Below are 24578 nucleotides of genomic sequence, written 5' to 3'. Positions count from 1 at the left end.
TTTCTTATGGTAAAATGGATAGAAGTTAAATCAAGAAAATGTGAGCGGAGGGACAAAATGAAACGAAGTGACAATCATCGTAGGAACAAGACTGGTGTTTATCTAACAAGTGCCCTTGTTTTGGTTCTTGCGGCTGGTGGCGGGTATTTTTACTATCAAAAAACGCAAGAAGAGCAAGTGGTTTCAGCAGGAGAAAAAACGATCCAACAGTTTGCGGAACGTTTAAGTACTGGCGATTATAAAAAGGCGATGTCATACACGCAAATTGATTCACAGACTAAGAAGACAATTTCTGAAAAAGAAGCTCTTGAAAAATACCAAAATATTTACGGAGCTGTGGCCATAAAAGGCTTGGAAATCTCTAATTTAAAAGTGACGAAAAAAGATAGTGAAACCTATTCTTTTTCTTATAAAGCTAAAATGAATACAAGCTTAGGCGAATTAAAAGACCTATCATATAAAGGAACTTTGACAAATAAAAATGATCAGATCAAAATCAACTGGCAGCCGAACTTGATTTTTCCTCAAATGGAAGATACAGACAAAGTAAGTCTGACTAGTGAGGAAGCTAAAAGAGGTGATATCCTTGATCGAAATGGAAAGAAATTAGCAACGACGGGCAAATTGAAACAGTTAGGGATCGTTCCTAGAAAGCTGGGAGAAAAAGAAGAGAAAACAGCAAACATCAAAGCAATTGCTGCAGCTTTCGATCTTTCAGAAGATGAAATCAATCAAGCTATCTCTCAAAGTTGGGTACAACCGGATTATTTTGTTCCTCTAAAAATCATTGATGGACAAACCCCCGAATTACCAAGTGGAGCAGCGATCCAAGAAGTTGATGGTCGCACCTATCCGTTAGGCGAAGCAGCAGCGCAATTGATTGGTTATGTTGGTGATATCTCAGCAGAAGATATCAAAAAGAATGCTGAATTAAGTAGTAATGGTAAAATTGGTCGTTCTGGTCTGGAAATGACTTATGACAAAGAACTACGTGGCACCAATGGGGGGAAATTGAGTATTACGGATGCTGATGGGGCAGAAAAAGAAGTATTGATCGATCAAGAAGTGAAAAATGGTCAGGATATCAAATTGACTCTTGATGCCGATGCTCAAAAAATCGCATTTGATAGTTTAGGTGGAAAAGCGGGTTCAACAGTAGCGACTTCGCCAAAAACGGGTGAGTTGTTAGTATTAGCGAGCTCTCCAAGTTATGATCCAAACAAAATGACAAATGGAATCTCCCAAGAAGATTATCAAGCCTATACTGAAAATAAAGATCAACCATTTATTAGTCGTTTTGCTACCGGTTACGCTCCCGGATCTACATTTAAAATGATTACTGCCGCAATCGGATTAGATAATCAAACGCTGAATCCAGACGAAGTATTGACGATCAATGGATTGAAATGGCAAAAAGACCAATCATGGGGATCGTATCAAGTTACTCGTGTCAGCGATGTGCCTCAAGTCAATCTGAGAAATGCAATGATTTATTCAGATAATATCTATATGGCTCAAGAAACCTTGAAAATGGGTGAGAAGAAATTCCGCGAAGGATTAAATAAATTCATTTTTGGGGAAGACTTAGATTTGCCGATCAGCATGAATCCCGCACAAATCTCAAATAAGGATAGTTTCAAGTCAGAAATCTTATTAGCAGATACTGGTTATGGGCAGGGAGAACTATTGATCAATCCGATCCAACAAGCAACGATGTATTCTGTTTTTGCTAATAATGGAAATCTCGTTTATCCAAAATTAGAGATGGATAAAGAAACGAAAGTTAAACAAAATGTCATTGCTTCAACAGCTGTACAGACGATTCTGCCAGATTTGAAAGATGTTGTTCAAGATACGAATGGTACCGCTCATTCTTTAGCTGCTTTAGGCATACCAATAGCAGCAAAAACTGGTACAGCGGAAATCAAAGAAAAACAAGATGAAAAAGGACAAGAAAATAGCTTCCTATTTGCTGTGAATCCTGATACAAATGGTTATCTCATGATCAGCATGTTAGAAGATAAAGCAGAAGGTGATTCTGCAACGAAACGTGCACCTGAGTTGCTCCAATACTTGAATCAAAACTATCAATAGACGAATGAATAAAACTAATCAATGACTGTAGTCACTACTTACATTTAGGCTAGGAAACCTAAATTATTTAGAATACTACAGTCACTCGATTAGTTTTTTTATATAGGGATGCTTTAGAATGATCTTTTTACTTTTGGTTTAACGATAAAAGTAGCTAAACCTAATAAAATGAATCCAATAATGAATGGCATCGTATGATGGAAAGTAGCATATAGTTGCCCACCAATCATCGGACCGATCACTCTAGCTAATGCTTGGATGCTTTGTGAAGCCCCTTGGATTTTTCCTTGGTCCTCTTTACTAGCATACGTTGAAATCAAACCATTATAGGAAGGACTAAAAATCGCATCACCTAGCCCGAAAAAGACCATGCCGATGATAAAGCAGGGGATCGAGCTATAAAAAGCGGAAAGGATGATGACAGAATAACCAATCATTTCACTGATAATACCCATAGTGATGATCTGGTTTTCTCGCCAAAATTTTAATAAAATCGGCATAATCAACAGTTGAGCAAAAATGTCCATAATGCCAATTAACGAGAAAGTAAAGCCGATGATAATTGGCGATAGATGGAAAGTATCAATTGAAAATTGTGCAAAAATCGCTTGGAATGAGCCGTTGGGTAGCCAAATCAAAAAACCTGTGATCAATAACCATTTGACTGATCGAAAAGTGAAAACCAATTGGAGTTGCTTGAAGGGATTGATTTGCTGAAGAGAAAGATTTCGTGTACGTTCACGTTTAGTCAAACTTTCAGGCATGAAAAAATAACCGTAAACCGCATTACTCAAAGACAAAAAGGAGGCAACGTATAAGGGAGTTGCTGGTCCGTACTGTGCCAAGAACCCACCAATCAAAGGACCTGCTGCAGTTCCAATCCCAACCGTCGCGCTAATCCATCCAAAATATTTTGTTCGACTTTCAATTGGCGTCAAATCAGCAAAATAGGCTAGAATAGCTGAGATTTCACCGCCGGTCAGCCCCTCAATTATTCTACCAAGAAAAAGTATCCATAAAGCTCCACCAAAGCCAAATAAATAGTACCCAATCGCAGAGCCAAACAAACTACTGATCAAAATAATTTTCCGACCAAATCGATCACTGAGTGCGCCTAACATAGGGGCGGCTAAAAACATGGAAAAAGCATAGATCGCACTGAGTAGTGTCACCGTGGTTGCTTGTTGCTGTGTGTTTTTTGTGTATTGCTCTACCATAAATGGGATGACCGGATTAACGATTGTTAACCCTAATCCAATCAAAAAGACCGAAGTGAAACCAAAAACGAGTGCATGTTTGTTGATTGTTGTATTCATATCAAAACTCCTTAGCTATAAAATGTTTCCTAGGAAACATTTTATATAGTATATGTTTATTGTTTCCTTGTCAACAATAAACGGAGAGATACTACGATAGAAGAATGAAATCTAACGAAGCAGAGAGCAAAAAAAACCGTGATCTTAAGATCACGGTTGATTACACATGCACTTTATTTTTCTAATTTTGTTCTTTTTAAATTTTCTCTAAAGCGACCGATAAAACGAAAAACAGTATCAAACTCTTCCTTAGTCATTTGTTGAAAAACGACCTCATTTTCTTTAAGAAATTCTTCATGGAGCTTTTGATGCATTTTGTTAATACGCTGACCTTCAGCTGTCAGGCGAAAGTAACGCTCTTTTTTATTTTCAGGTTTCTGATAGCTTTCAAGTAAGCCGTTAGTGATCATTTTTTTAGTTAGCTTACTAATCGCTCCACGAGTCATGTAACTAGCATTTGCTAATTTGGTTACATTTGGATTTGGAATTGATGCTACTTTTTCGATTAAGTCGATCTCATTTAAAGAATAGCCTTCGAGTACTTGTTCTAATTTTGGTTTATTACGCCAAGTGATCTCGTTAGTCAGATCGACCATCTCACTAATCAATTTAAGTCTTGAGTCCATTTTTCACCGTCCTTTTTCTCTAGTATAACGAATGGACATTATCATCACAACATTCATTGATAGATAGTAAGTTAATTGGCGTATACTTTTTTAGTGAAATATTTAAGAATCAGAGGTGAGATCAGAGTACTTAACAAAACAACGATCACTAAAGGAGAGTAGTAGTGATTTTCAATCAAGTTGCTTTGTTGTCCGATCTGTAAAATAATCAGTGCCATTTCACCACGAGAAATCATACCAGCTCCTACCATGAGTGCACTGTTGGAAGAAAAACCAGAGAATTTTGCTCCAATATATCCGCCAATAAGTTTAGTCAGAATCGCTACGAGTGTCAAAATCAAAATAAATAGTATCTGTTCACTAAAGTTAGAAAAATCTACTTCTAAACCAACACTCACAAAAAAGACGGGGATGAATACTGCATATCCTAAAGCTTCAACATTATTGTAAACTTCATGTTTTACTTTTGTTTGACTCACTGCAATCCCAGCAAAAAATGCCCCAATTACTGAACTTAACCCAATCAGGTCTGCTAAATAAGACATTCCTAGGCAAATGACTAATGACATAATGATAATGGCTGAATTCGCATAGATTTTTTCTGCTAGAGACATTAAAAATGGAGCGATCCATTTCACTAATAAAAAGATAAATAAGAAATAGAATAGTTGTTCCAACAAGAGTAAAGGAAGAGGTAGGTTGCTCGTAGACTTACCTGTTAAAAAAGATAAACTGAAGCTTAGCACTAGAACAACCAGAATATCATCAACGACAGAGGCACCTAGAATCGTTGATCCTTCCTTCGTATTCACAACATTCAGTTCTTTTAGTACTTCGACAGAGATACTAACAGAAGTCGCAGCTAAAATAATCCCAAAAAAGATTGCTTCATTATTTGCTACTTGAAACGCCTCGCCAGTAAGCCAACCGAAAAAGACAGGGAAGAGGATTCCTAAAAGTGCTACAAACATTCCTGGTTTAAAATATTTTTTCAATAAGGATAAATCACTTTCCAAACCTGCTAAGAACATCAGCAAAATGACACCAATTTCAGAAAAATCATGAACTAAAATATTAGGATGAACCCAGCCAAGTCCTGCTTGTCCTAGTAATACACCAACTAACAATTGTCCAATAACAGCCGGAATTCCAAATCTTCTCGAAATATGCGAACCAATTGTAGTTGCAACAAGGATTAAACATAAAATACCAATAAACTCCATAAGATAGTCAAACCTTTCTTTATTCAATAGTCTCAAATATATAATAACATTAATTATTTTATTTGTGGTGAAAAGAGATTATCTAGAAAACTGCAAAAAGAGACTCGAAAATGAAAAATTTTTAAGAGCAAATAAAAAGAGGCAGCATTCAGAAAGTTTTACTCTTAGAAATGAAAAGCTTTTAGAAAATTAGCTTTTTCTATCTTCTAGTTAAGCAAACTAATACACATGCAACCTCTTTTTTCCTTATGAATATCTCTTGTTCACTTTGAAATAGGTAATGATTTCTGAGATACCCATGAAAATTAATAGCCCACCAAATAATTGGAAGAGTATCATGACGCTTTTGAATGGATTGAATAATAAAATCAAACCACCAATCAATAAGAGAATACTATAAGCACTCCAACCTTTCGAACGGGTGTTAAGTCCGACGAATAATTGAAAGAGACTTTTTAGGATAATAACTAAACCTAAGATAACTGGTAAGAGCGAGACGATTGCTGCTGCAAAGACCCACACGATTAGTGCGAGAATAAAAAATGCAATCCCGCTAATTAAACCAAATCCCCATGCACCCGTTTGTTTTCGGTTTTTATTTGCTTCTAAAAGATTCAAAATCCCCAATAAAACAAAATACGCTGTAATGAGGTAGCCAATAAAATGGAATACAGCTGTCGGATTGATCACAATTGCAAGTCCGGCAATGATGTAAATGGCTGACCTTAGCAATGCGTAACGCTGAAAATTCGTTCGTATCATTTCAAACATAACATAACCTCCTTTTATTCTATTGTAACGGTAAACGGTTATTCTACCAAACAAAAACCTGTTTTTTTATTTAGCTTCTTAATATTTTATCCATTTTCTTGCCTTTTGCAAGTTCATCAATTAGCTTATCTAAATAACGTATTTCCTGCATCAGTGGGTCTTTGATCGTTTCCACTCGCACACCACAAATCACCCCAGTTATCAACTGTCTGTTTGGATTCAGTTTGGGTGCTTGTTCAAAGAAGACTTGGAACGTTACTTCGTTTTCCAGTTGTTTTTGTAATTCTTCTTTGGTATAACCAGTTAACCAACGGATGATTTCATCCACTTCGGACAGAGAGCGTCCTTTTTTCTCAGCTTTTTTTACATAGAGAGGGTAGACACTTGAGAAACTCATGGTGAAAATTCGTTGATTCATGATAGCACCTCCTGCGATAAGTTTTCTTTTATTATATTCGTTTGTTCAATAAATGTGTACTTATCGCTATTATCAAAACAGAAAATAAGCATAAACAAAAGGCTAAGGCAAGTTGATGAAAAAAACGCCTTAACCTTTACATAGTCTAAAGTGCATTTACTATTCTTTAGTTTCTCATTAAATAGTCAAATGCACCAAGGGCTGCTGTAGCACCCGAACCCATAGCAATAATGATCTGTTTATAAGCACTGTCTGTACAATCACCTGCAGCGTAAAGACCTGCTTCACTAGTAGCACCATGGGCATCAGTCTTGATTTCTCCTCGATCATTTAACTCAAGTGTTCCAGCTAACCAGTCCGTATTAGGAACCAAACCAATCAGAATAAACACACCTGAAACAGCTATTGTGTGTTCTTCTTGGGTGGAACGGTCGATATAACTCAACGAATCAACCTTTGTCTGACCACTGATTTCTTTCGTCTGGGCATTTAGAATGACAGTGACATTTGTTAAAGTAGCTAGTTTATTTTGTAATACTTGGTCTGCTTTAAGTGTCGGAAGAAACTCTAAAATATATACATGTTTCGCCAACCCAGCTAAATCAATGGCAGCTTCAATCCCTGAATTTCCGCCACCAATCACTGCGATTTCTTTTCCGGCAAAGAGGGGACCATCGCAATGAGGACAATAGGCAATTCCTTTGTTTTTAAATTCTTTTTCACCAGGAACATTGATTGAACGCCAATGAGCTCCTGTTGCAACAATCGTTGTTTTTGATTTCAGCTGATTGCCGCTTTTTAAATTGATTTCAAAGAGATCTGCTCCTTTGTTTAGTGACACAACTTGTTGATTTGTCATAACATCAACAGGATAAGACCGTAAATGTTCTTCGACTTGTTTCATCAATCGTGGACCTTCTGTGTAAGGTGTACCGATTAGATTTTCGATGCCTAACGTTTCTACGACTTGACCGCCAAGTGTATCAGTTACGAGTCCAGTACGGAGGCCTTTTCTAACTGCGTAAATCGCTGCGCTGCTTGCTGCTGGTCCACCACCAATAACCAGAACGTCAAATAATTCTTTTGTATTGATTTCCTTTTGTTCCATTAGATTCGGGCCAGCTATTTTTCCTAAAATTTGTTCAATCGTCATTCGTCCACTAGCAAATTCTTTTTCGTTTAAAAAGACGGTTGGCACGGCCATGATTTGTTTTTCAGTGATTTCATGCTGATACATCCCACCTTCGATCATCGTATGGGTGATCAACGGATTTAAAACCGCTAAAATGTTTAACGCTTGAACAACATCAGGGCAGTTGTGACAAGTTAAACTGACATAGCTCTCAAAATGTAGAGGTTGATTAATTTTTAAAATGGATTGAATCAAAGTATCAGCTATTTTAGGTGGTCGTCCACTTACTTGTAATAAAGCAAGGAGGAAAGATGCAAATTCGTGGCCTAAAGGAATACCTGCGAAAGTGATCCCGCTAGTCTTTTGTAAAGAATTGATTTCAAAGCTAGGGGTACGTGGCAACGTCTTTTGTTCAACCGTAATTTTATCAGTCATATCTGCCACTTCGTTCACAAACTCGAATAGTTGTTGGGAATTGGCTGTGTCATCTGTACTAACCGAAAAAACAACTGGTGCTTCCATTAAATCAAGATATTGAGCTAAATTTTGTTTCGTTTCCTTATCTAACATCGGCTCATCCTCTAAATCTTTCCAACAAGATCGAAACTAGGTTTTAGTGTTTCGCCACTTTCTTTCCATTTCGCTGGACAAACTTCACCAGGATGCGTACGTACGTATTGTGCGGCTTTGATTTTGTCAATCAAGGCACTTGCGTCACGTCCAATACCATCAGCATTGATTTCCATTGCTTGTACGATACCATCTGGATCTATGATAAAAGTTCCTCTTTGTGCAAGTCCACTTTCTTCATTCAATACATCAAATAAACGAGAAATGTGGTGAGAAGGGTCGCCAATCATGGCATATTCTATTTTTCCGATAGCTTCAGATGAGTCATGCCATGCTTTATGTGTAAAGTGGGTATCCGTTGAACAAGAAAATACTTGGACGCCTAGTGATTTTAATTCATCGTATTGTTCCTGTAAATCCTCTAATTCTGTTGGACATACGAAAGTGAAATCTGCTGGATAAAAGCAAATAATACTCCAATTACCAGTAAGATTAGCATCGCTGATATCGATAAATTCTCCGTTTTTATAAGCTTGTGCGGTAAATTCTCCAACTTTTTTTCCAATCAATGACATATGAAAACCTCCAATTTATTTTGCTTTATTTATAATTAATATAATTTAATAACGGTTGCAAAGTCAAAGGTTTTTTGGTTATTTTAAGAATGTCTCGTAAAAATAGGAGGTTATTTATAGGTGCAATAGAAAAAGCCGTACATGGGAATAGTGGCTGCTTCCTTTGTCTAGTAGGATTCGTCGACTATTTTTCCATGAACGGCTGCATTGGATCATTTATTAGAAAATGGTGTGCAAGATGTATAATCATTTTCTTGTTTTAATTCAAAGATATATCCAGCAATTTGAGTAATTACTTTTTTCCATTCTTGCGGTGTTACATAATTGTCCAATAAATAGATTTTTTTGATGTGTGACGGCAGATGCTCTAAGGGACAATCACTGACGATGATATCACATTCTTCCATATAATTTTTTTGGATGATGATCGATTCGGAAGAAAAGATCTGCTCGATTTTGACCATCAAATCTTTACTCACATAAAAATCCTTGGTGTAATTGATACCTATAACGATCGAGTGTTGAGGTTTAAAGCGATCATACAAATGAAGTAAGTCTTCAACGATCCATTGCATATTTTCTTTGATCAATAGATCTGGCAGCTCTTTACTGATTTTTTGTCTAAAAGTGACGTAGAATTGTTTGATTTCATTTTGTAAGTTTTCAAAATTTTCTTTCCCTTCATATAAAGTATAGGTAGGTAAAGGAGTATTGGGTTGATCAGGATTCAAAAAAGTACTGAAAAGTTTATTTCGAGCAAAGTTCAAGGCATAAAGTTTTTGTTGGTTTACTGGTACTTTTAAATGAAAGTGTCGGCTAAAAGACTCCACTAGCTTTTTAGAGTAAACGATGTAAGGAACATTAGCTTCTAGTAACATTTGGTAATGTTGAAAGCTAAGCTCGTCACTTTCTAGTTTTGAAATCGCTAATCTTGCTAACAGGTTGATTAAAACCCGCTGTTCATGACAAATAGATAAATGATCGTTAAGCAAATCAAATTCTGGAGTAACCAAGTATTCAATATAGTCATATTCTTTAAACTCTCTTTGGACATTCTTCAACGATGTAACTGGAAAGTTCTCTACACAGATTTTTAATAGTAAAAATAATTTCTCTTTCATCCCTCCACTTAGGGCATCAAGTAATTCTTGTTTAAAATAAGTTGTTAGTTCATACGTAATAGATTGTGGAGTTTCCATGCCATAGGGGACAGAAGTATTTGAAAAAATATTCCAATAAACATCTAAAAAACAATACTGGATCTGTACTTCCGTTCCTGCTACGATTTTTTTTCCTTTAGCTGTAAATTTAAATGCAATCCCATACAATTTAAGGAACTGATTGACAGCTTTCATTTTGGAATAAAGATAAGAGGAGCTGTAATTTGTTGTTTGACTAATGCTAACAATTGAATGACCAGTTGGTTCTAACAGGGCTGTTAAAATTTTAAAATTTGTCGATTCTAAACAGTATTTACCAAATAATTCATAATAACATTTTGCACTATCTGTATTCTTTAAATCTAACTGGACAAATTTCTTTTGCCTGATCAAAGAAACATCTTCTAAATCAAGTGTCATAAAATCCTGTTCTAATTCTTGGAGATAAAGCAAAAAATTAGAATCAGACATCTCAAAATAATCAGCGAGGTAGTGAGTGGTAATGAAGAATGGGTGTTCTGCAAGAAAAAGAAAAATATTGAGCTTGGTAACACTTTTTTTATTTAAAAGATACTTTTTGATTGCTTCTTGTGTTTGCATGTTATTCCTCCATTTGATTTTCCATCCAGCATTTTACTAAAAAATTAGCTATTTTGAACAAAAAAACAGTAATAATATTTTAGCCGTTTGTATTATCTTATGTATTGCAAGCCAAAAGTGTTTGAAACGGGGGAGATGTAAAAATGAATCACTTAAAACTTATAATGGCTACTGTTGCTTTGACAGGCCTATCGGTAACTGCCGAAGCAACGCAACAAGTAAAGATTGAAGAGCACCACCCAATCGTTACTAAAACGAAAGAGCCTGGGTGGGCAAACGTGAATTGTATCACACTACAGGATGAATTTTCCACAACAAATTCAGGAATCATGAAATTTCCGGTGGGAAAAACGGTACCAGTCAAAGCCAGTGTCAGCTATTCAGGCGATAGACAACCAATCTCACAATCCAATGTAGTATTTGAGAATGTTGATCCAGCATTGACGATTGGGTACGATCCAACTACGCTTCAGATTAATGGACATAAGGCTAGTTTTACCTTTACTGTAACATTAAATCAACATTTAACAAAGCCAGCATTATTTACGATCAAAGTAGCTGATGGCAGTCCGACAGATAATCAGCATCTTACGCCTTATAGTCAACGTCAGACAGTTGAAGAAATGCTTAATGTTGATGAGGATAATTTTACCGAATTACCAGAAATTGAACCAACTGATCCAACACCGGAGGAAAAACCAGATCCAGTTGAACCGACTGATCCAACGCCAGAAGAAAAACCAGATCCAGTCGAACCGACTGATCCAACACCGGAGGAAAAACCAGATCCAGTCGAACCGACTGATCCAACACCGGAAGAAAAGCCAGATCCAGTTGAACCGACTGATCCAACGCCAGAAGAAAAGCCAGATCCAGTCGAACCGACTGATCCAACGCCAGAAGAAAAGCCAGATCCAGTCGAACCGACTGATCCAACGCCAGAAGAAAAGCCAGATCCAGTTGAACCGACTGATCCAACGCCAGATGAAATGAAAAAACCTCAAGTGGAAATCGAGATACCTAAGAAAGAAGAATTTCCAACTGTGGGGGAATCTTTAATTGATGTTAATACGAAAAATCAAGTAATTTTGCCAGATATGATCAAAGAAAAATCGCATCAGATGTCTTTATCAGGTAGTTTAACACCTAAAAATGAAAACAATTATGAAATAAACAATGATAATTTCTCAGATAATGAAAAATCTCTTGGTAATGGTATAAGTGGTCAATTACCAAAAACAGCAGATAAAGCAACACCAAGTTTTATGTATCTTGGGTTTACACTTATCATTTTCTCTATTTTCGGAGTGAGAAAGTTACGAAATAGTGAAAAACAAAGTTAAAGCAAACAAATAACATTATTATTAAAAGAAGAGAATGAGGAGCACATCCTCATTCTCTTCTTTATAAAATAGAAAATTACTAGAAAAATAAGTGATGAACCATAAGTATTAAATCACTTATTTTTTATTTGTTTAAATAATGTATTTGTTCTTGATCAACCACTGGATAAGTAATCAATTCAGTGCCTTCGAGATTTTCTTTATGCATTTCAACTGCGGTGATTTGGTGATTGTTGTAAGTAGTATAGTAATAGATCCCTTTGTCCATGTTACAACAAGACGAATAAATCGTATATTCAAACTTCCCATTTCCTACATCACACAATCCTTTTTGTTGTTCCACGGATGTTAATATATGGAAAAATTGGTTCACGCTCTCCATCTCTGAATCTCCTGAGACTGATTGCCATTTTGTAAAGGCAGCTTTTACGAAACGAGAAGCAGATGATAAGTCGCCTGGTAAGCCTAATCCACCCATTCCACGACTATACACATCCAACTCTAGATTTTTCGCAAAATGATTGGAAGATACAGTAGGAGAAACATGACGGTAGTTATTTAAATTAAACAATTGATAATCAAAAGGTGGATTATTTGTTAACACACCGACTGGATTATTGTAAATTTTCAAACCATCAATGGTTGATTCGATCACGAGAGCTTCATTTTGGTCAGCAAGCATCCAGTGAAGAGGAGAAAGTGGAAGTTCTTCACTAAAATTGATATTTACTAAGTTGATCTCAGCAAGTAATTTTTTTGCCTCATCGATTGTTGCGCATTTTCCTAATAACCAAGGGATAAATTCGAATGGTGAGATATTGGTTTTACCAGAGTCTTCTTCAAAGTAATGAGCATTTTCAGGGAAATTCAAACCTGCCATGCTAAGTCCTTTTTCATTTGTTGCTTCAAAATATAACGGATAATTATCAACAACTGCAGCCATACCAATTAACGCATAGTGAGAGGGTAGAGGATCCGTTCGACGAAATTTAAAAGGATAGTTTCTAGGCGTAATTGTCACTACTTGTCCATAAGAAAGCTCTAAATCTAAGTTTCGTCCAAAATAATGATCTTTAGTTGCATAAACAATGGATGTACACATGATACATCTCCTCCTTTTATTAATATAAATTAATGATAATACCAATTTTAATTTTTTACCAGAAAAACTGATTTGTGATTAAAAAAACTCCTGTTATAAAAAAGATCTTTTCTAAGATGGATTTACTTTGTAAGGATTAACAAGATAAGTGTGCGGTGTTCTAGAAAATTTTAGCGGAAAATAAGCCGAAGAATGCCCTAACTAGAAGGGATTCTTCGACTTATTTCTCAGAGCTAGAGACGTCACAAAATTTTTATGACAATTAAACTGAAGTAAATCTTACAGGTTCTGATTCAAAGAAAGTCACTCTTTGAGGGGATGGTTGGGAATTTCTTTCACTTTTAATATATCTAATAAGAATGTAAAAATTGGAATACCAACAATCAAACCCCATACTCCTAAAAAGCGTTCGCTGATCAATAATACAATAAAGGTATAGAAAATCGGTAATTCTGTTTTACTAGACATCAATTTTGGATTCAAAACATAAGATTCAAGTAAATGGACGATTAAAATCGTTAATAAGATGTAAACCACATCTTTTATGCCACCTTGAGAATACGCAATAAAGGATAAGGGCACACAAGAGATAATGACACCAGCAACTGGGATCAAACTTAAAATAAAGATCATAATTGCTAAACTAAGCAACTGATGGAAACCAAAAGCAGCTAAAGCAATCGTTGTGAGGATCGTGTTTAATAAAGCAATAATGAACTGTGCCTCTAATACTAATCCAAAGGTATTGACAAATTTATCAGCAAAGTAATAAATGTCTTGGAAGAACCAAGAAAATTCGCCTTTTAAGAATAAGCGGGAAAATAGGATTGTTTTTTTCTTTTCGATCATAAAAAAGAAACTTAAGATAAAAGACATAGTAAAGGCGACAGCCATCTTACCAAAGTCTTGCAAATAGCCTAAAGCAATTGATGCACCATTTTGTAATTGTTCAAAGAAATCATTTCTTTCAATGTAATTATGGATATAAAGTAAAACCGGATCAGCGTCTTTGGGTTGATGTTCATAGAAATTGATGACTGATTTGACCATGTCAAATGTTTGGTGTACCAAGACGGGGATATAAATTGTAAATGCTAAATAGATTAGGTAAACCACAAGAGCATAAACAATAATGGTTAATACTCCGGTTGGAACCTTAATGAATCGTTGGATAATTTGCACTAAGTGAATCATTAAATACGTAAAAATAAAAGTTAGTAAAATTGTTGTAATCATGCTTCTTACAAGAAAAAGGACTACAATAATGATTAATAGAACAGTCATACGACGAATTTTTTCATTCGCCAAAAAGCGTTGGTAAACAGACAAATCAACAACCTCCAAGTAATTTAAGTCATAGCGTACATATTTGATTATAAAGCGGAAATAGGGAATTAGGAAGAAAAAAATAAAAACTGCAGACATTGATGAGCAATGTCTGCAGTTTGACTGTTTAGTTCCTAGTGTTTTTCCCGAAAATTAGTTAGCATTTTCTTGCTGAGTTTTTGCAAAAGAACAAGCTCATCCGGTTCAAGTGGAAGACTCGCGAATATTTTAGCAGGAATATCTTTTGCTTTTTCTTCTAAAGCTTTTCCATTAGAAGTCAGTGATAGAATCGTAATACGCTCGTCTTTATCTGCTCTTCTTCTTTGAAGTAGGCCTTTGTCAGCCATTTTTTTTATGACGGGCGTCAAGGTTCCAGAATCTAAACAAAGTAAGCTACCAAGTTCTTTCATTGTGACTTGTTGGTTTTCCCATAAAACAAGCATTACCAGGTATTGCGTGTAAGTTAAATCTAAAGGCTTCAGCAAAGGGTTGTACGAGCGAATGATTTCTTTAGAGGTGGCATATAAAGGAAAGCACAACTGGTTTTCTAAATATAAATCTTCCATTTTCTCCACCTCGATTCTCGTAGTTCCTTGTTAGCATAGCTGATTTTGTAATAAATGTCTAGCTGTTAACAGCAGTCAATGTCACTTCAATATTACCTGCAGTTGCTTTAGAATATGGGCAAACCTTATGAGCTGCTTCCAATAATTCTTGTGTTTCCTCTAAAGAGAGACCTTCAACATGACCTTCAATTTCAACGCCTAAAACAAAACTCATTTCATTTTCAGCATACAAAGATACTTGAGCACTGATGGTAGAAGCACCAGAGATATTTTTTTGATTTTTGATCAATTCTAACGCACTATTGAAACAAGCACTGAAACCTGCTGCAAATAATTGCTCAGGATTCGTCGCATCGGCTACACGACGTCCAGGAGCCGCAATTGCAAGTTCAAATGAATGATCTGGACTATGAACTTCACCTGAACGACCACCAGTATTGATCATTTTTGTAGAATACATTTTTTTCATAAAAAACACTCCTTTAAATTTGATTTTGTACAATTAAATTGTATACAACTTAATTGAGAAAGGCAACTAATTCGTTTCAGCATGGGCATAAAAAAACGAGCGACTACACGTTATGGCATCACTCGTTTTAGATAAATTATTTAAGCAGAATCAATTTTTAGAAGAAATTCAAAAATAGAAGAGGAAGTATTTATGAATAAGCTTCTTATTACTCAATTGGATGGTAAGTGAAGCCACTACCAGTTACTTCAGCTACACTGCTGACAATCACAAAAGCAGTAGGGTCGATTTCTTCAATCAATGGTTTGACTCTTGAAAACTCTTGGTCTGTTACGACGATCAATAAAACTTCTTTAGATTTGCGGTTGTAGCCACCTTTTGCTTCTAATAAAGTTAAGCCACGACCAATTTCCGCACTTAAACGTTGGCGGATTTCTTCGATAGAGGTTTCGCTCATCACCATTATCGATTTTTTACGATTCATTCCTGTTTCAATATAAGACATTACAATCGAGGTAATTACGATCGAAAGAATGGCATATAAAAACTCTTCAAACCCAAAAATAAATAAATTAAGTGATACAACAAACGCATCTGTTACCAATAAACCAATCGAAGTATTCAAATGAAAGTACTTTTTGAAGATCAGTGGTGGAATAGTTGTTCCGCCACTTGAAGAATTATTTTTGTATAAAATAGCGACACCCAGAGCAAAGATCGCACTACCAAAGATCACTGAAAGTAAACGATCCGACGTAACCATCATTTCAGGGACGACCGCAATAATCAGCGGAAAGACAAGACTTCCAAAAAGCACTTTGAAAAAAGGTTTTTTTCCAAGAAATACAAGTGCTAATACCAACATGATGATATTTAATACTAAAATGACCATTGCACGATCAAAACCTAAAGCCGATTCTAAGAGAATACCTAAACCACTCACACCGCCTGCTGCGATATGGTGGGGGCCTAAAAACATATTGATACCTACGCCTAAAATGGTTAAGGCAAACATTATTTTTATGTATGTCCAAATCATCGTTTTCATTTGCTTCATCCATTCACATCCATTCATTATTGTATTTTAATTTTTTGGTGCTTTTTTCATTATAACGTAATATCAACCTAAAGTTAACTACTATTTTAAAAAAATGTTAGGTTAGTCTAACATTTCGGGTCGAGAAATAGAGGAGCTATGAGTCCACTATGTTGCTATAGATAGTGAATATTAATATTTTTTATCGATTGAAATAAAAATGAAAGATGTCTTTTACTTTTCCTTATTTCGATAAAGAGCAAATAAAGATGGAAATTTAATGAATGAAAGGTTGGACATAAATGCAACGTCATGTCGATTCGTTACGAACAGTTAGTGTGCAAGAACCATTGGCAATAAGATGAGCAGGGGTTAGTTTGTTTTCTTTTTCTAAATAAATTTCAGCTGCCCAAAATTGGATAGAGCGTCCAATTTTAGTCGGACGTGCGATCACTCGTAATTGTCCATTTTGAGTGCTGTTAAGGTGGTTGACGTGTAAATCTACACCTACCGCATATTGTGGCGAGCTTAAATGTTGGTTAGCACCAATACTACAAGCGGTTTCAATCAAGATACCGTTGATTCCGCCATGAAGGAAGCCAAAAGGTTGGAGATGGATGTCAGAAATCGGTAGTAACAATTCAACCTGTTCTTTTGAGATAGACATTGTCTCAATCTGTAAATATTCGATTAAATTCATTTTTAGGTTTCATTCCTTTTTTTGTTTTTTGAATAGTATAACAGAAATTCTTAAAAAATATAAAATTACAAACGTTTTCTTTGGCTTTTGTGTATAATAAGAATGTTCAACTTAGAGGAGGAATAAAATGAGAGAATGGCAAACAATTAAAGACTATGAAGAAATACTTTTTGAAAAACATGGTAAAATAGCAAAAATAACAATTAATCGACCTCAAGTACACAATGCATTCACTCCAAAGACAGTGTTTGAAATGATTGAAGCTTTTACTATTTGTCGAGAGCGGCAAGACATTGGTGTGATTATTTTAACCGGAGCAGGAGATCAAGCATTTTGTTCTGGTGGAGATCAAAAAGTTCGAGGAAATGGCGGGTATGTAGGTGACGATCAAATCCCTCGCTTGAATGTGCTAGATCTCCAACGCTTGATTCGGGTCATTCCCAAGCCTGTGATTGCTATGGTCAAAGGATGGTCGATCGGTGGAGGCAATGTCTTACAACTTGTTTGTGACATCACAATTGCCGCTGAAAATGCGAAATTTGGACAAACAGGTCCGAATGTAGGAAGTTTTGACGGCGGTTATGGATCAGGCTATCTAGCTCGAGTGATCGGTCATAAAAAAGCAAAAGAAGTCTGGTTTATGACGAAACAATATTCCGCAACAGAAGCTTTAGCAATGAATTGGATCAACACAGTGGTACCTTTAGCCGAAATTGAAGACGTAACGATAGAGTGGGCAGAAGAAATGTTGAAGAAAAGTCCTTTAGCATTAAGAATGATCAAGGCTGCAATGAACGCAGATACAGACGGACTCGCGGGGATCCAACAATTAGCAGGGGATGCCACTTTACTGTACTACACAATGGCTGAAGCTCAAGAAGGACGAGATGCATTCAAAGAAAAGAGAGAGCCTGACTTTGACCAATTTCCTAAATTTCCCTAACAAAAAACCAAAAAGTTGGTTGCAACGACAAGCATTAAAACAGCCAGATCAGCCAGCCTTTTATACGAAAGATGCTTGTCTAACGTTTAGTGAATTGAATCACTATGTACAGCAACTTGCTTATTATTTCAAACGTTTTATAAGCAATCAACAAAAAACTATTAAAAGAGTAGCCATTTTGAGCGACAATCAGACAATGATGTATCAGTCGATCTTAGCTCTATGGGAATTAGGAATGGAGATCCAATTTCTAAATACAAGGTTAACCAGTGAAGAACTAGCTTATCAGTTAAAAGATGCCAATACACGACTATTGATCACTGAACATCCTGAACATTTTTCCTTTGAAAATGTAACCATCATTTCTTTCCCGAAAAAAAAGGAACTAATCGGGAGAATTAATGAACCACCAATTGATTTCGGCTATCAATTGGAGCAAATAGCCTCGATCATGTATACATCTGGGACTACTGGAAAGCCAAAAGGAGTACTTCAAACTTTTTCAAACCATCAAGCAAGTAGCCTAGCTACACAAAAAAGTATGGCTATCGAGTCTGGCGAGAATTGGCTTTGTTGCGTCCCGTTGTACCATATCAGTGGTTTATCGATTCTTTTACGTTCCCTTGTTTTAGGAATTAGCGTTCATTTATGTGAAAAATTTCACCCATCAGAAGTCAACCAACTGATTTTAAGCGAAAAAACCGCTTATTTGTCGTTAGTCACGAAAATGTTAAAAGATCTGTTGCCGTTTGTACCAGAAGACGGTTATCCTTCTTCTTTGAAGCAAGTTTTATTAGGTGGCGGTCCGATTGAATCTACCTTACTTGAAGACTGTTGCCAGTTGAAGCTACCCGTTATGTTGTCTTATGGCATGACAGAAACATGTTCCCAAGTTGTCGCAGGTAAAATCAATTTGCATTCAAAGTTTAAAGACACGGTTGGTCGTCCGCTAATGGGTGTGCAAATTAAAATCAATGGGACAGATCAAGCGAATGAATCTGGAGAAATTCTTTTGAAAGGTCCGTCGATCGTTAAAGGATATCTCAACGGACGAGATCGACATTCGTGGACGAAAGAGGGCTGGTTTTGTACTGGTGATTGGGGCTATTTAACAGATACTGGTGAACTAAAAATTCTTAGTCGAATGAGTGAGCGAATCATCTCTGGCGGAGAAAATATTTACCCTGCTGAGATTGAAGCAATTTTTTTAAAAAGTCAGAAAATTACAGAGGCTATTGTTATTGGTAGAGCCGATCCTAACTGGGGGCAACGCCCAGTAGCTTATTTGAAATTAATAGATAAGGTCAGCGTTAATGAAATTTGCAATCTCATGGAGCCACTTGCTTCCTATAAACATCCTGACGAAATTTTTGTCATCCATGATCTACCAAAAACAGCCTCAGGAAAACCATTAAAACGACTTTTTTTAACAGAAGAAAGAGTGAACTATATTGACTACCAACTTATTTAATCTAAATCTACAGGAAGTACCTGAAGCTGACTATGTATGTTATAGCTTTAAGATTCCTTATGAACCGTTAGCAAATCTCTTTGCAAAAGCGAGTGACTTTAAAGGCACACGTTTCTTTTGGCAAACGCCAGACAAAAATGTCGGTTTCTTGGGGTTTGGGCGTAATCTTTTAAAGAAGCGTGGAAACTGGTCCACCGAAGACCTGATAAATGCTAAACAAGAGTTTTTTAAAAAACTTTCGTTTCTGGTTCCTGAAAAAGAGACTCCGATTCTTTTTGGAGGATTACCTTTCGATGCTGAAAACAAAAAACAAGCGCCTATTTGGGGAGAATTGGCAGTGGGCTGTTTTATTCTACCCGAACTATTAATCAAGCAAAATCATCAACAACTAACCGTTGTAATAACCGCAAGGAATCATTTTAAAACTTTAAAAAAACTCGATGAGTTTATTAAAGAAAAAATGAGACTCATTAATGAAATGAAAGAGCGATGTGTCCCAGATTTTTCGCCAAGTCAAATATTAAAAGAAACTGAAGTAGCTGTTCCTCATTTCTTAAAAGCTGTTGAAGAGACGATCGAAGTCACAGCAAATAAAAAATCAGCACTTAAAAAAGTGGTTTTAGCAAGACAGATTCAATTAGTTGGCAAAGAATTTTCTGTTGAAAAAATCTTACTTCATCTGATTAGTCAACAACCAAACACCTATCACTTTGTTTTAGAAGCAAAAGGTCAAGCGTTTATTGGCGCAACACCTGAACGTTTGCTTCAGGCGACTGATACCCATTTTTTGACCGCTAGCATTGCTGGCTCTATCGCTAGAAGTTCAAACGAAAGAGAAGACGTTACATTGGGAGAGAAACTTTTAAAAGACTCTAAAAATATTGGAGAACACCAATTAGTCGTCGAACGTTTAACAGAACAGATGCACTCATTTATTAAGGGGAAACTAACAGTATCAGAAAAAATTCTTTTAAAAAACCGAGACATTCAACATCTTTGTTTGACGTTGAAAGGGAGCCGTCAGGACGGTTTCTCATTTTTAGAAGTCATACGACAACTACATCCTTCACCAGCTTTAGGCGGTGTTCCTAAACAGGCAGCCATTGATTGGATAGCGGAAAAAGAACCTATTGGGCGAGGGTTATACGGTGGTCCAATTGGCTGGTGTAGTTTAACTGAGGATGTTGGTGAATTTGCAGTTGGTATTCGTTCTGGAGTAGTGAGTGATACTGAGGTCCAGTTGTATGCTGGCTGTGGAATTGTGCCAGATTCAACGCCTGAAGCGGAATACTTAGAAACTGCTCTAAAATTTCAACCGATGATTCGAGGTGTAAAAGAATGACGAACACAAAAGAGCTGACTGCTTATTTATTAGCATTTATCCATGGATTGAAAGAAAGTGGATTAAAAGAAATGGTCATTAGCCCAGGATCACGCTCGACACCACTGGCCTTATTGGCTTATCGTGACCCGGAAATCAATTGCTATATCAATGTGGACGAGCGTTCGGCTGCTTTTTTTGCGCTTGGTTTAGCAAAAGCACAAAAGGAACCTGTTGGTCTGATTTGCACATCAGGAACTGCTGCAGCAAATTATTATCCAGCCATTTGTGAAGCTGAGGCGTCAAATGTTCCACTCGTTGTGTTGACCGCTGACCGTCCACCAGAGGCGCAAGGCGTAGGAGCACCACAAACGATGGATCAGCAACATTTGTATGGAAGCCATGTCAAAAAGTATATCGGAATGGCTTTGCCAGAAGAAGGAGAATCTTTTGAAAGATATGCGTTTTTTCAGGGTTGGGAGAGTGCGGCTGCTGCAATAAAAATTCCTAAAGGACCTGTACATGTGAATCTACCTTTTCGAGAACCTTTACTGCCGGATTTATCACAATCATTTACACGTTATTATTCAAGAAAAGGGGAAACGATCAATAAAGTAACTTCCTTTTCGTTACCAGAACTTGATTCTTGGTTGACCAAAAAAGGGTTGATTATTGTTGGAAGAGAATTGACCACACAACAGGCAACGAAAATGATTGAACTAGCTGAAATCGTAGGATGGCCTATTCTTGGTGATCCACTTACAAATTTAGGAAATTGCGGGAAAGAAAGCGACAATTATATTTCTCATGTTGATTTGATCTTTGCCGATCAACGCTTAGAAACACCCGAAATCGTTTGGCAGTTTGGTAACTTGCCATTGGCCAAAAACCTCATGCTTTATTTAAAGCAGTCAAAAGACCTGACTTATGTCATCATTGATGAAAGCGAATCTTGGAAAGACTGGTTACATCAAAGTAATTATGTTTTACCAATTGATCCAATGACGTTTTGTAGCATGGTTAAGAACATGAGCGATGAAGCATTTCATACTCATGCAGATAGAAACTGGTTATCCTATTGGCAAGAAAGAGCAAAGCTTGCCCGACAAACGATAGAAACAACCTTACCCTTAGATGCCTATAACGAAAGCAATGCCAGTAAGCGTCTTTTTCAATTGTTAAAGTTTGACGAAACACTCTTCTTGTCCAATAGTAATGCTATTCGTTTTATTGATCGCTACGCTGGTTTTTCAAAACAACGATTTTCAGTCTATGGGAATCGGGGAGTAAATGGTATTGACGGGATTGTTTCAACAGCTGCAGGTATTTGTGCGGCTAAGAAACAGCAGATGTTTTTGTTGATTGGTGACTTAGCTTTGTTTCATGATATGAATGGGTTACAAATAATCAAAGAACTTGAGCTGCCGGTGACTGTGATCGTTTTGAATAATAACGGGGGAGGTATCTTTTCTTTCCTTCCTCAAAGGGAATTAGATAACTCCTTTTTTGATCCTTTGTTTTCAACACCCTTACATCTAGACTTGGAGAAAGTGGCAGATCTCTACTGCGGTGCTTATAAAAAGCCCAAATCGCTGACTGAATTTGAACAAATAGTTTGTGAAAGTCGAGAAAGAATAGACAGTAAAGACAATAGAGAAGAGAAAGAAAATTCAACTTGGACGTTGATTGAAGTCGTTGGCGAACAAAAAGCACCAGCAGAGCTTTGGCAACACATGATTGAGGGATACGGTAATCGAAATGAGTGAGGGAAAAATAAAAATCAATGGTGTTAATTATGCTTATCGTTGGTTACAGCGAGCATCTCCAATGAGACCTACTATCATTTGTTTACACGGATTTACCGGAACTTCCATGAGCTTTTCTTTGCCTTTTCAAGATTTAAATGTTTTAGCAATCGATTTGATCGGGCATGGTAAGACGGATGTTTATGTTCATCCTTATCGCTATAAGCTTCCATTACTTGTTCAAGATTTAGCACAATTGGTTCTGCAATTAAAGATCGATGCCTTTTATTTGTTGGGGTATTCCATGGGGGCCCGTACCGCGTTAACTTGGCTGATTGAACAACCAAAAGGAATTTTAGGCATCATTATGGAAAGTGGTACACCAGGCGTCAGTTCGCTTAGCGAAAGACTCATACGTCAAAAAAAAGATCTTCTATTAGCGCAAAAGATCATGACTGAACCATTGTCTGGTTTTGTGGATTATTGGGAATCGCTTCCATTATTTGAAAGTCAAAAAGAACTACCTGATTCGACAAGAAGAAAGATTCGCCAAGGAAGACTTATGCAACAACCAATTGGTTTGGCGCTTAGTTTGATGTACATGGGAACTGGGCAACAGACTAATTACTGGCCATCGCTTAGAAATATCCAAAGACCGATCCTTTATTTAGCAGGAGAATATGATGATAAGTTTCAAAAAATCGGAAAAAAATTGGTTGAAGAAAATAGTCTGTTTTCCATGGCGTTGGTTCCCAAAAGTGGACACTGTATTCATCTAGAACAGCCAACGAAATTTGTTTCCCTAGTAAATCAATGGATAATGGAGAAAGAAAAAAGTGATACAAATTAGAAAAATCGAGCAATTACAACTTAAATTACCTTTGACTACCCCTTTTGAAACGAGTTATGGAATTCTAACTGAAAAAGCGTTTGATTTATTGATAATCGAGGATGAATTAGGCAATCAAGGAGTAGGAGAGTTGGTTTCTTTCCAACAAGCGGACTATATTGAAGAAACGATCGACATGAGTCGCTTGATCATCAAAAATGAATTGATTCCTTTACTTACTATGTCTCCAATCAAAGAGCCTTTCGAAGTTCAGCGACGATTGACGAAAGTGCAAGGGAATTTTATGGCAAAAGCAGCCATGGAAACTGCTATTTGGGATTTATATGCCAGAAGAAAGAATGTCAGTCTCCGAGAAATTTTCAAAAGTACGAAAACAGAATTAGCAGTTGGGATTAGTTTAGGTATCCACACAGATTCTGCAAAATTGTTAAAACAAGCTCGAATGTATGTTTCTCAAGGCTATACGCGGTTGAAGTTAAAGATCAAACCAGGTTACGATATCGAACCATTAACCTTATTACGAAAGGAATTTCCTCACTTGCTTTTGATGGCAGATGCCAATTCTGCTTATACATTAAAGGATCTACCGATATTGTTAGAATTGGATCGATTAAACCTAGCGATGATTGAACAGCCTTTTAATCAACGGGATTTTATCGAGCATGCGTATTTACAGAAACAATTAAAAACACCAATTTGTTTAGATGAGAATATTCGTACACTAAATGATGTTAAAACCGCTCATACCTTGGGAAGTTGTCGTGGGATTAATCTAAAAATCCCCAGAGTGGGTGGGATCGCTGAGGCATTATCCATCGTAACATTTTGTCGTGAACATAACTTGACGGTGTGGCTAGGTGGAATGTTTGAATCAGGAGTAGGACGTTGCTTAAATATACAATTTGCCAGCCAAAATGACTTTACTTTCCCTGGCGATATATCGGCATCAGATCGCTATTACTACGATGATATCATCAAAAATAAAGCTTGCCTCACTGATGGGAAACTTGCAGTTCCCTTAGGAAAAGGCAATGGGGCAGTCCTTGATCAAGAAAAAATAGAACGTTATTGCTACAAAAAGGAACTCCTTTTTTCTTAATAATAAACGTTTGACAAATAATATAATCACTGTGGTCGTCGTAGAGAGATACACCAAGTAATCATAAAGAATCCAAAAGCAGCTCTTTCTCTTTTGGATTCTTTCTTTTTGTTGAACTTTTT

22 protein-coding genes are annotated in these 24578 nt (G+C 36.6%); 8 read left to right on the top strand and 14 right to left on the bottom strand.

Annotated features, from left to right (window positions below):
- The first annotated feature begins 57 nt into the window (after positions 1–57).
- Positions 58–2094 (top strand): penicillin-binding protein PBP4(5), encoded by a 2037-nt coding sequence (gene pbp4 / locus IGJ27_RS06650; protein ID WP_178305937.1) that lies wholly within the window; start codon positions 58–60, stop codon positions 2092–2094.
- A 113-nt stretch (positions 2095–2207) separates the two neighbouring features.
- Here the strand turns inward: pbp4 and IGJ27_RS06645 are convergent, their stop codons facing one another.
- From IGJ27_RS06645 to IGJ27_RS06610, 8 genes are all read right to left on the bottom strand, one after another.
- Positions 2208–3410 carry an MFS transporter gene (locus IGJ27_RS06645; RefSeq protein ID WP_161651692.1) on the bottom strand — a complete coding sequence of 401 codons (1203 nt, stop codon included), beginning with the start codon at positions 3408–3410 and terminating at the stop codon, positions 2208–2210.
- 173 nt (positions 3411–3583) lie between these two features.
- Entirely contained in the window at positions 3584–4036 is a 453-nt protein-coding gene (locus IGJ27_RS06640; protein ID WP_063627145.1) for a MarR family transcriptional regulator, read from the bottom strand.
- 71 nt (positions 4037–4107) lie between these two features.
- A complete protein-coding gene (locus tag IGJ27_RS06635; RefSeq protein ID WP_010719107.1) occupies positions 4108–5259 on the bottom strand; it encodes a cation:proton antiporter in 1152 nt (383 codons plus the stop codon).
- Positions 5260–5505: 246 nt separating this feature from the next.
- A complete protein-coding gene (locus tag IGJ27_RS06630) occupies positions 5506–6030 on the bottom strand; it encodes a DUF308 domain-containing protein (protein ID WP_053766849.1) in 525 nt (174 codons plus the stop codon).
- Between the two features lie 70 nt (positions 6031–6100).
- Entirely contained in the window at positions 6101–6448 is a 348-nt protein-coding gene (locus IGJ27_RS06625) for a DUF2200 domain-containing protein (RefSeq protein ID WP_218619966.1), read from the bottom strand.
- 166 nt (positions 6449–6614) lie between these two features.
- Positions 6615–8150 carry an alkyl hydroperoxide reductase subunit F gene (gene ahpF / locus IGJ27_RS06620; protein ID WP_178305938.1) on the bottom strand — a complete coding sequence of 512 codons (1536 nt, stop codon included), beginning with the start codon at positions 8148–8150 and terminating at the stop codon, positions 6615–6617.
- A gap of 11 nt (positions 8151–8161) precedes the next feature.
- Positions 8162–8725 (bottom strand): alkyl hydroperoxide reductase subunit C, encoded by a 564-nt coding sequence (gene ahpC / locus IGJ27_RS06615; RefSeq protein WP_010737626.1) that lies wholly within the window; start codon positions 8723–8725, stop codon positions 8162–8164.
- Between the two features lie 212 nt (positions 8726–8937).
- Complete coding sequence (locus IGJ27_RS06610) at positions 8938–10485, bottom strand: helix-turn-helix domain-containing protein (RefSeq protein WP_034698053.1); 1548 nt, start codon at positions 10483–10485, stop codon at positions 8938–8940.
- Positions 10486–10628: 143 nt separating this feature from the next.
- Between IGJ27_RS06610 and IGJ27_RS06605 the strand changes: the two genes are divergently transcribed.
- Positions 10629–11828 carry an LPXTG cell wall anchor domain-containing protein gene (locus IGJ27_RS06605; RefSeq protein ID WP_178305939.1) on the top strand — a complete coding sequence of 400 codons (1200 nt, stop codon included), beginning with the start codon at positions 10629–10631 and terminating at the stop codon, positions 11826–11828.
- A gap of 124 nt (positions 11829–11952) precedes the next feature.
- Here IGJ27_RS06605 and bsh read toward each other — a convergent pair whose 3' ends face one another.
- From bsh to IGJ27_RS06575, 6 genes are all read right to left on the bottom strand, one after another.
- Entirely contained in the window at positions 11953–12930 is a 978-nt protein-coding gene (gene bsh / locus IGJ27_RS06600; RefSeq protein WP_034866541.1) for a choloylglycine hydrolase, read from the bottom strand.
- A 303-nt stretch (positions 12931–13233) separates the two neighbouring features.
- A complete protein-coding gene (locus IGJ27_RS06595) occupies positions 13234–14259 on the bottom strand; it encodes an AI-2E family transporter (RefSeq protein WP_010737621.1) in 1026 nt (341 codons plus the stop codon).
- Positions 14260–14390: 131 nt separating this feature from the next.
- Positions 14391–14822 (bottom strand): MarR family winged helix-turn-helix transcriptional regulator, encoded by a 432-nt coding sequence (locus tag IGJ27_RS06590; RefSeq protein WP_088745335.1) that lies wholly within the window; start codon positions 14820–14822, stop codon positions 14391–14393.
- Positions 14823–14880: 58 nt separating this feature from the next.
- Positions 14881–15291, bottom strand: a complete 411-nt coding sequence (locus IGJ27_RS06585; RefSeq protein WP_010719118.1) for an organic hydroperoxide resistance protein — start codon at positions 15289–15291, stop codon at positions 14881–14883.
- 208 nt (positions 15292–15499) lie between these two features.
- On the bottom strand, positions 15500–16348 hold the full coding sequence (locus IGJ27_RS06580) for a YitT family protein (protein WP_010719119.1): 849 nt from the start codon (positions 16346–16348) through the stop codon (positions 15500–15502).
- Positions 16349–16637: 289 nt separating this feature from the next.
- Positions 16638–17027, bottom strand: coding sequence for a PaaI family thioesterase (locus tag IGJ27_RS06575; RefSeq protein WP_178305940.1), 390 nt, complete (start codon positions 17025–17027; stop codon positions 16638–16640).
- Positions 17028–17154: 127 nt separating this feature from the next.
- On the opposite strand from IGJ27_RS06575, the gene menB reads away from it, so the two are divergent.
- The 6 genes from menB to menC are packed head-to-tail and all read left to right on the top strand — an operon-like array spanning position 17155 to position 24456.
- Positions 17155–17970, top strand: coding sequence for a 1,4-dihydroxy-2-naphthoyl-CoA synthase (gene menB, locus IGJ27_RS06570; RefSeq protein ID WP_010719121.1), 816 nt, complete (start codon positions 17155–17157; stop codon positions 17968–17970).
- Positions 17915–19441, top strand: a complete 1527-nt coding sequence (gene menE / locus IGJ27_RS06565) for an o-succinylbenzoate--CoA ligase (RefSeq protein ID WP_178305941.1) — start codon at positions 17915–17917, stop codon at positions 19439–19441. The genes menB and menE overlap by 56 nt, the downstream gene beginning before the upstream one ends.
- A complete protein-coding gene (locus tag IGJ27_RS06560) occupies positions 19422–20783 on the top strand; it encodes an isochorismate synthase (protein WP_178305942.1) in 1362 nt (453 codons plus the stop codon). The genes menE and IGJ27_RS06560 overlap by 20 nt, the downstream gene beginning before the upstream one ends.
- Positions 20780–22528, top strand: coding sequence for a 2-succinyl-5-enolpyruvyl-6-hydroxy-3-cyclohexene-1-carboxylic-acid synthase (gene menD, locus IGJ27_RS06555; protein WP_178305943.1), 1749 nt, complete (start codon positions 20780–20782; stop codon positions 22526–22528). The genes IGJ27_RS06560 and menD overlap by 4 nt, the downstream gene beginning before the upstream one ends.
- A complete protein-coding gene (menH, locus tag IGJ27_RS06550) occupies positions 22521–23357 on the top strand; it encodes a 2-succinyl-6-hydroxy-2,4-cyclohexadiene-1-carboxylate synthase (protein ID WP_178305944.1) in 837 nt (278 codons plus the stop codon). Before menD ends, menH begins: the two co-directional genes overlap by 8 nt.
- Complete coding sequence (gene menC, locus IGJ27_RS06545) at positions 23347–24456, top strand: o-succinylbenzoate synthase (RefSeq protein ID WP_256733995.1); 1110 nt, start codon at positions 23347–23349, stop codon at positions 24454–24456. The genes menH and menC overlap by 11 nt, the downstream gene beginning before the upstream one ends.
- Positions 24457–24578: the final 122 nt, after the last annotated feature.

It is taken from the genome of Enterococcus sp. DIV1726a (assembly GCF_051710985.1).
GTDB lineage: Bacteria > Bacillota > Bacilli > Lactobacillales > Enterococcaceae > Enterococcus_B > Enterococcus_B hirae.
The sequence above is the reverse complement of the archived record's forward strand: the minus strand, read 5'-3'. Positions and strand labels throughout refer to the sequence as shown.

Bases quoted from the DNA above. Each gene is read 5' to 3' on its own strand.
- pbp4 (WP_178305937.1), top strand. From the start codon at position 58: ATGAAACGAAGTGACAATCATCGTAGGAACAAGACTGGTGTTTATCTA.
- IGJ27_RS06645 (WP_161651692.1), bottom strand. From the start codon at position 3,410: ATGAATACAACAATCAACAAACATGCACTCGTTTTTGGTTTCACTTCG.
- IGJ27_RS06640 (WP_063627145.1), bottom strand. From the start codon at position 4,036: ATGGACTCAAGACTTAAATTGATTAGTGAGATGGTCGATCTGACTAAC.
- IGJ27_RS06635 (WP_010719107.1), bottom strand. From the start codon at position 5,259: ATGGAGTTTATTGGTATTTTATGTTTAATCCTTGTTGCAACTACAATT.
- IGJ27_RS06630 (WP_053766849.1), bottom strand. From the start codon at position 6,030: ATGTTTGAAATGATACGAACGAATTTTCAGCGTTACGCATTGCTAAGG.
- IGJ27_RS06625 (WP_218619966.1), bottom strand. From the start codon at position 6,448: ATGAATCAACGAATTTTCACCATGAGTTTCTCAAGTGTCTACCCTCTC.
- ahpF (WP_178305938.1), bottom strand. From the start codon at position 8,150: ATGTTAGATAAGGAAACGAAACAAAATTTAGCTCAATATCTTGATTTA.
- ahpC (WP_010737626.1), bottom strand. From the start codon at position 8,725: ATGTCATTGATTGGAAAAAAAGTTGGAGAATTTACCGCACAAGCTTAT.
- IGJ27_RS06610 (WP_034698053.1), bottom strand. From the start codon at position 10,485: ATGCAAACACAAGAAGCAATCAAAAAGTATCTTTTAAATAAAAAAAGT.
- IGJ27_RS06605 (WP_178305939.1), top strand. From the start codon at position 10,629: ATGAATCACTTAAAACTTATAATGGCTACTGTTGCTTTGACAGGCCTA.
- bsh (WP_034866541.1), bottom strand. From the start codon at position 12,930: ATGTGTACATCCATTGTTTATGCAACTAAAGATCATTATTTTGGACGA.
- IGJ27_RS06590 (WP_088745335.1), bottom strand. From the start codon at position 14,822: ATGGAAGATTTATATTTAGAAAACCAGTTGTGCTTTCCTTTATATGCC.
- IGJ27_RS06585 (WP_010719118.1), bottom strand. From the start codon at position 15,291: ATGAAAAAAATGTATTCTACAAAAATGATCAATACTGGTGGTCGTTCA.
- IGJ27_RS06580 (WP_010719119.1), bottom strand. From the start codon at position 16,348: ATGAAGCAAATGAAAACGATGATTTGGACATACATAAAAATAATGTTT.
- IGJ27_RS06575 (WP_178305940.1), bottom strand. From the start codon at position 17,027: ATGAATTTAATCGAATATTTACAGATTGAGACAATGTCTATCTCAAAA.
- menB (WP_010719121.1), top strand. From the start codon at position 17,155: ATGAGAGAATGGCAAACAATTAAAGACTATGAAGAAATACTTTTTGAA.
- menE (WP_178305941.1), top strand. From the start codon at position 17,915: ATGCATTCAAAGAAAAGAGAGAGCCTGACTTTGACCAATTTCCTAAAT.
- menD (WP_178305943.1), top strand. From the start codon at position 20,780: ATGACGAACACAAAAGAGCTGACTGCTTATTTATTAGCATTTATCCAT.
- menH (WP_178305944.1), top strand. From the start codon at position 22,521: ATGAGTGAGGGAAAAATAAAAATCAATGGTGTTAATTATGCTTATCGT.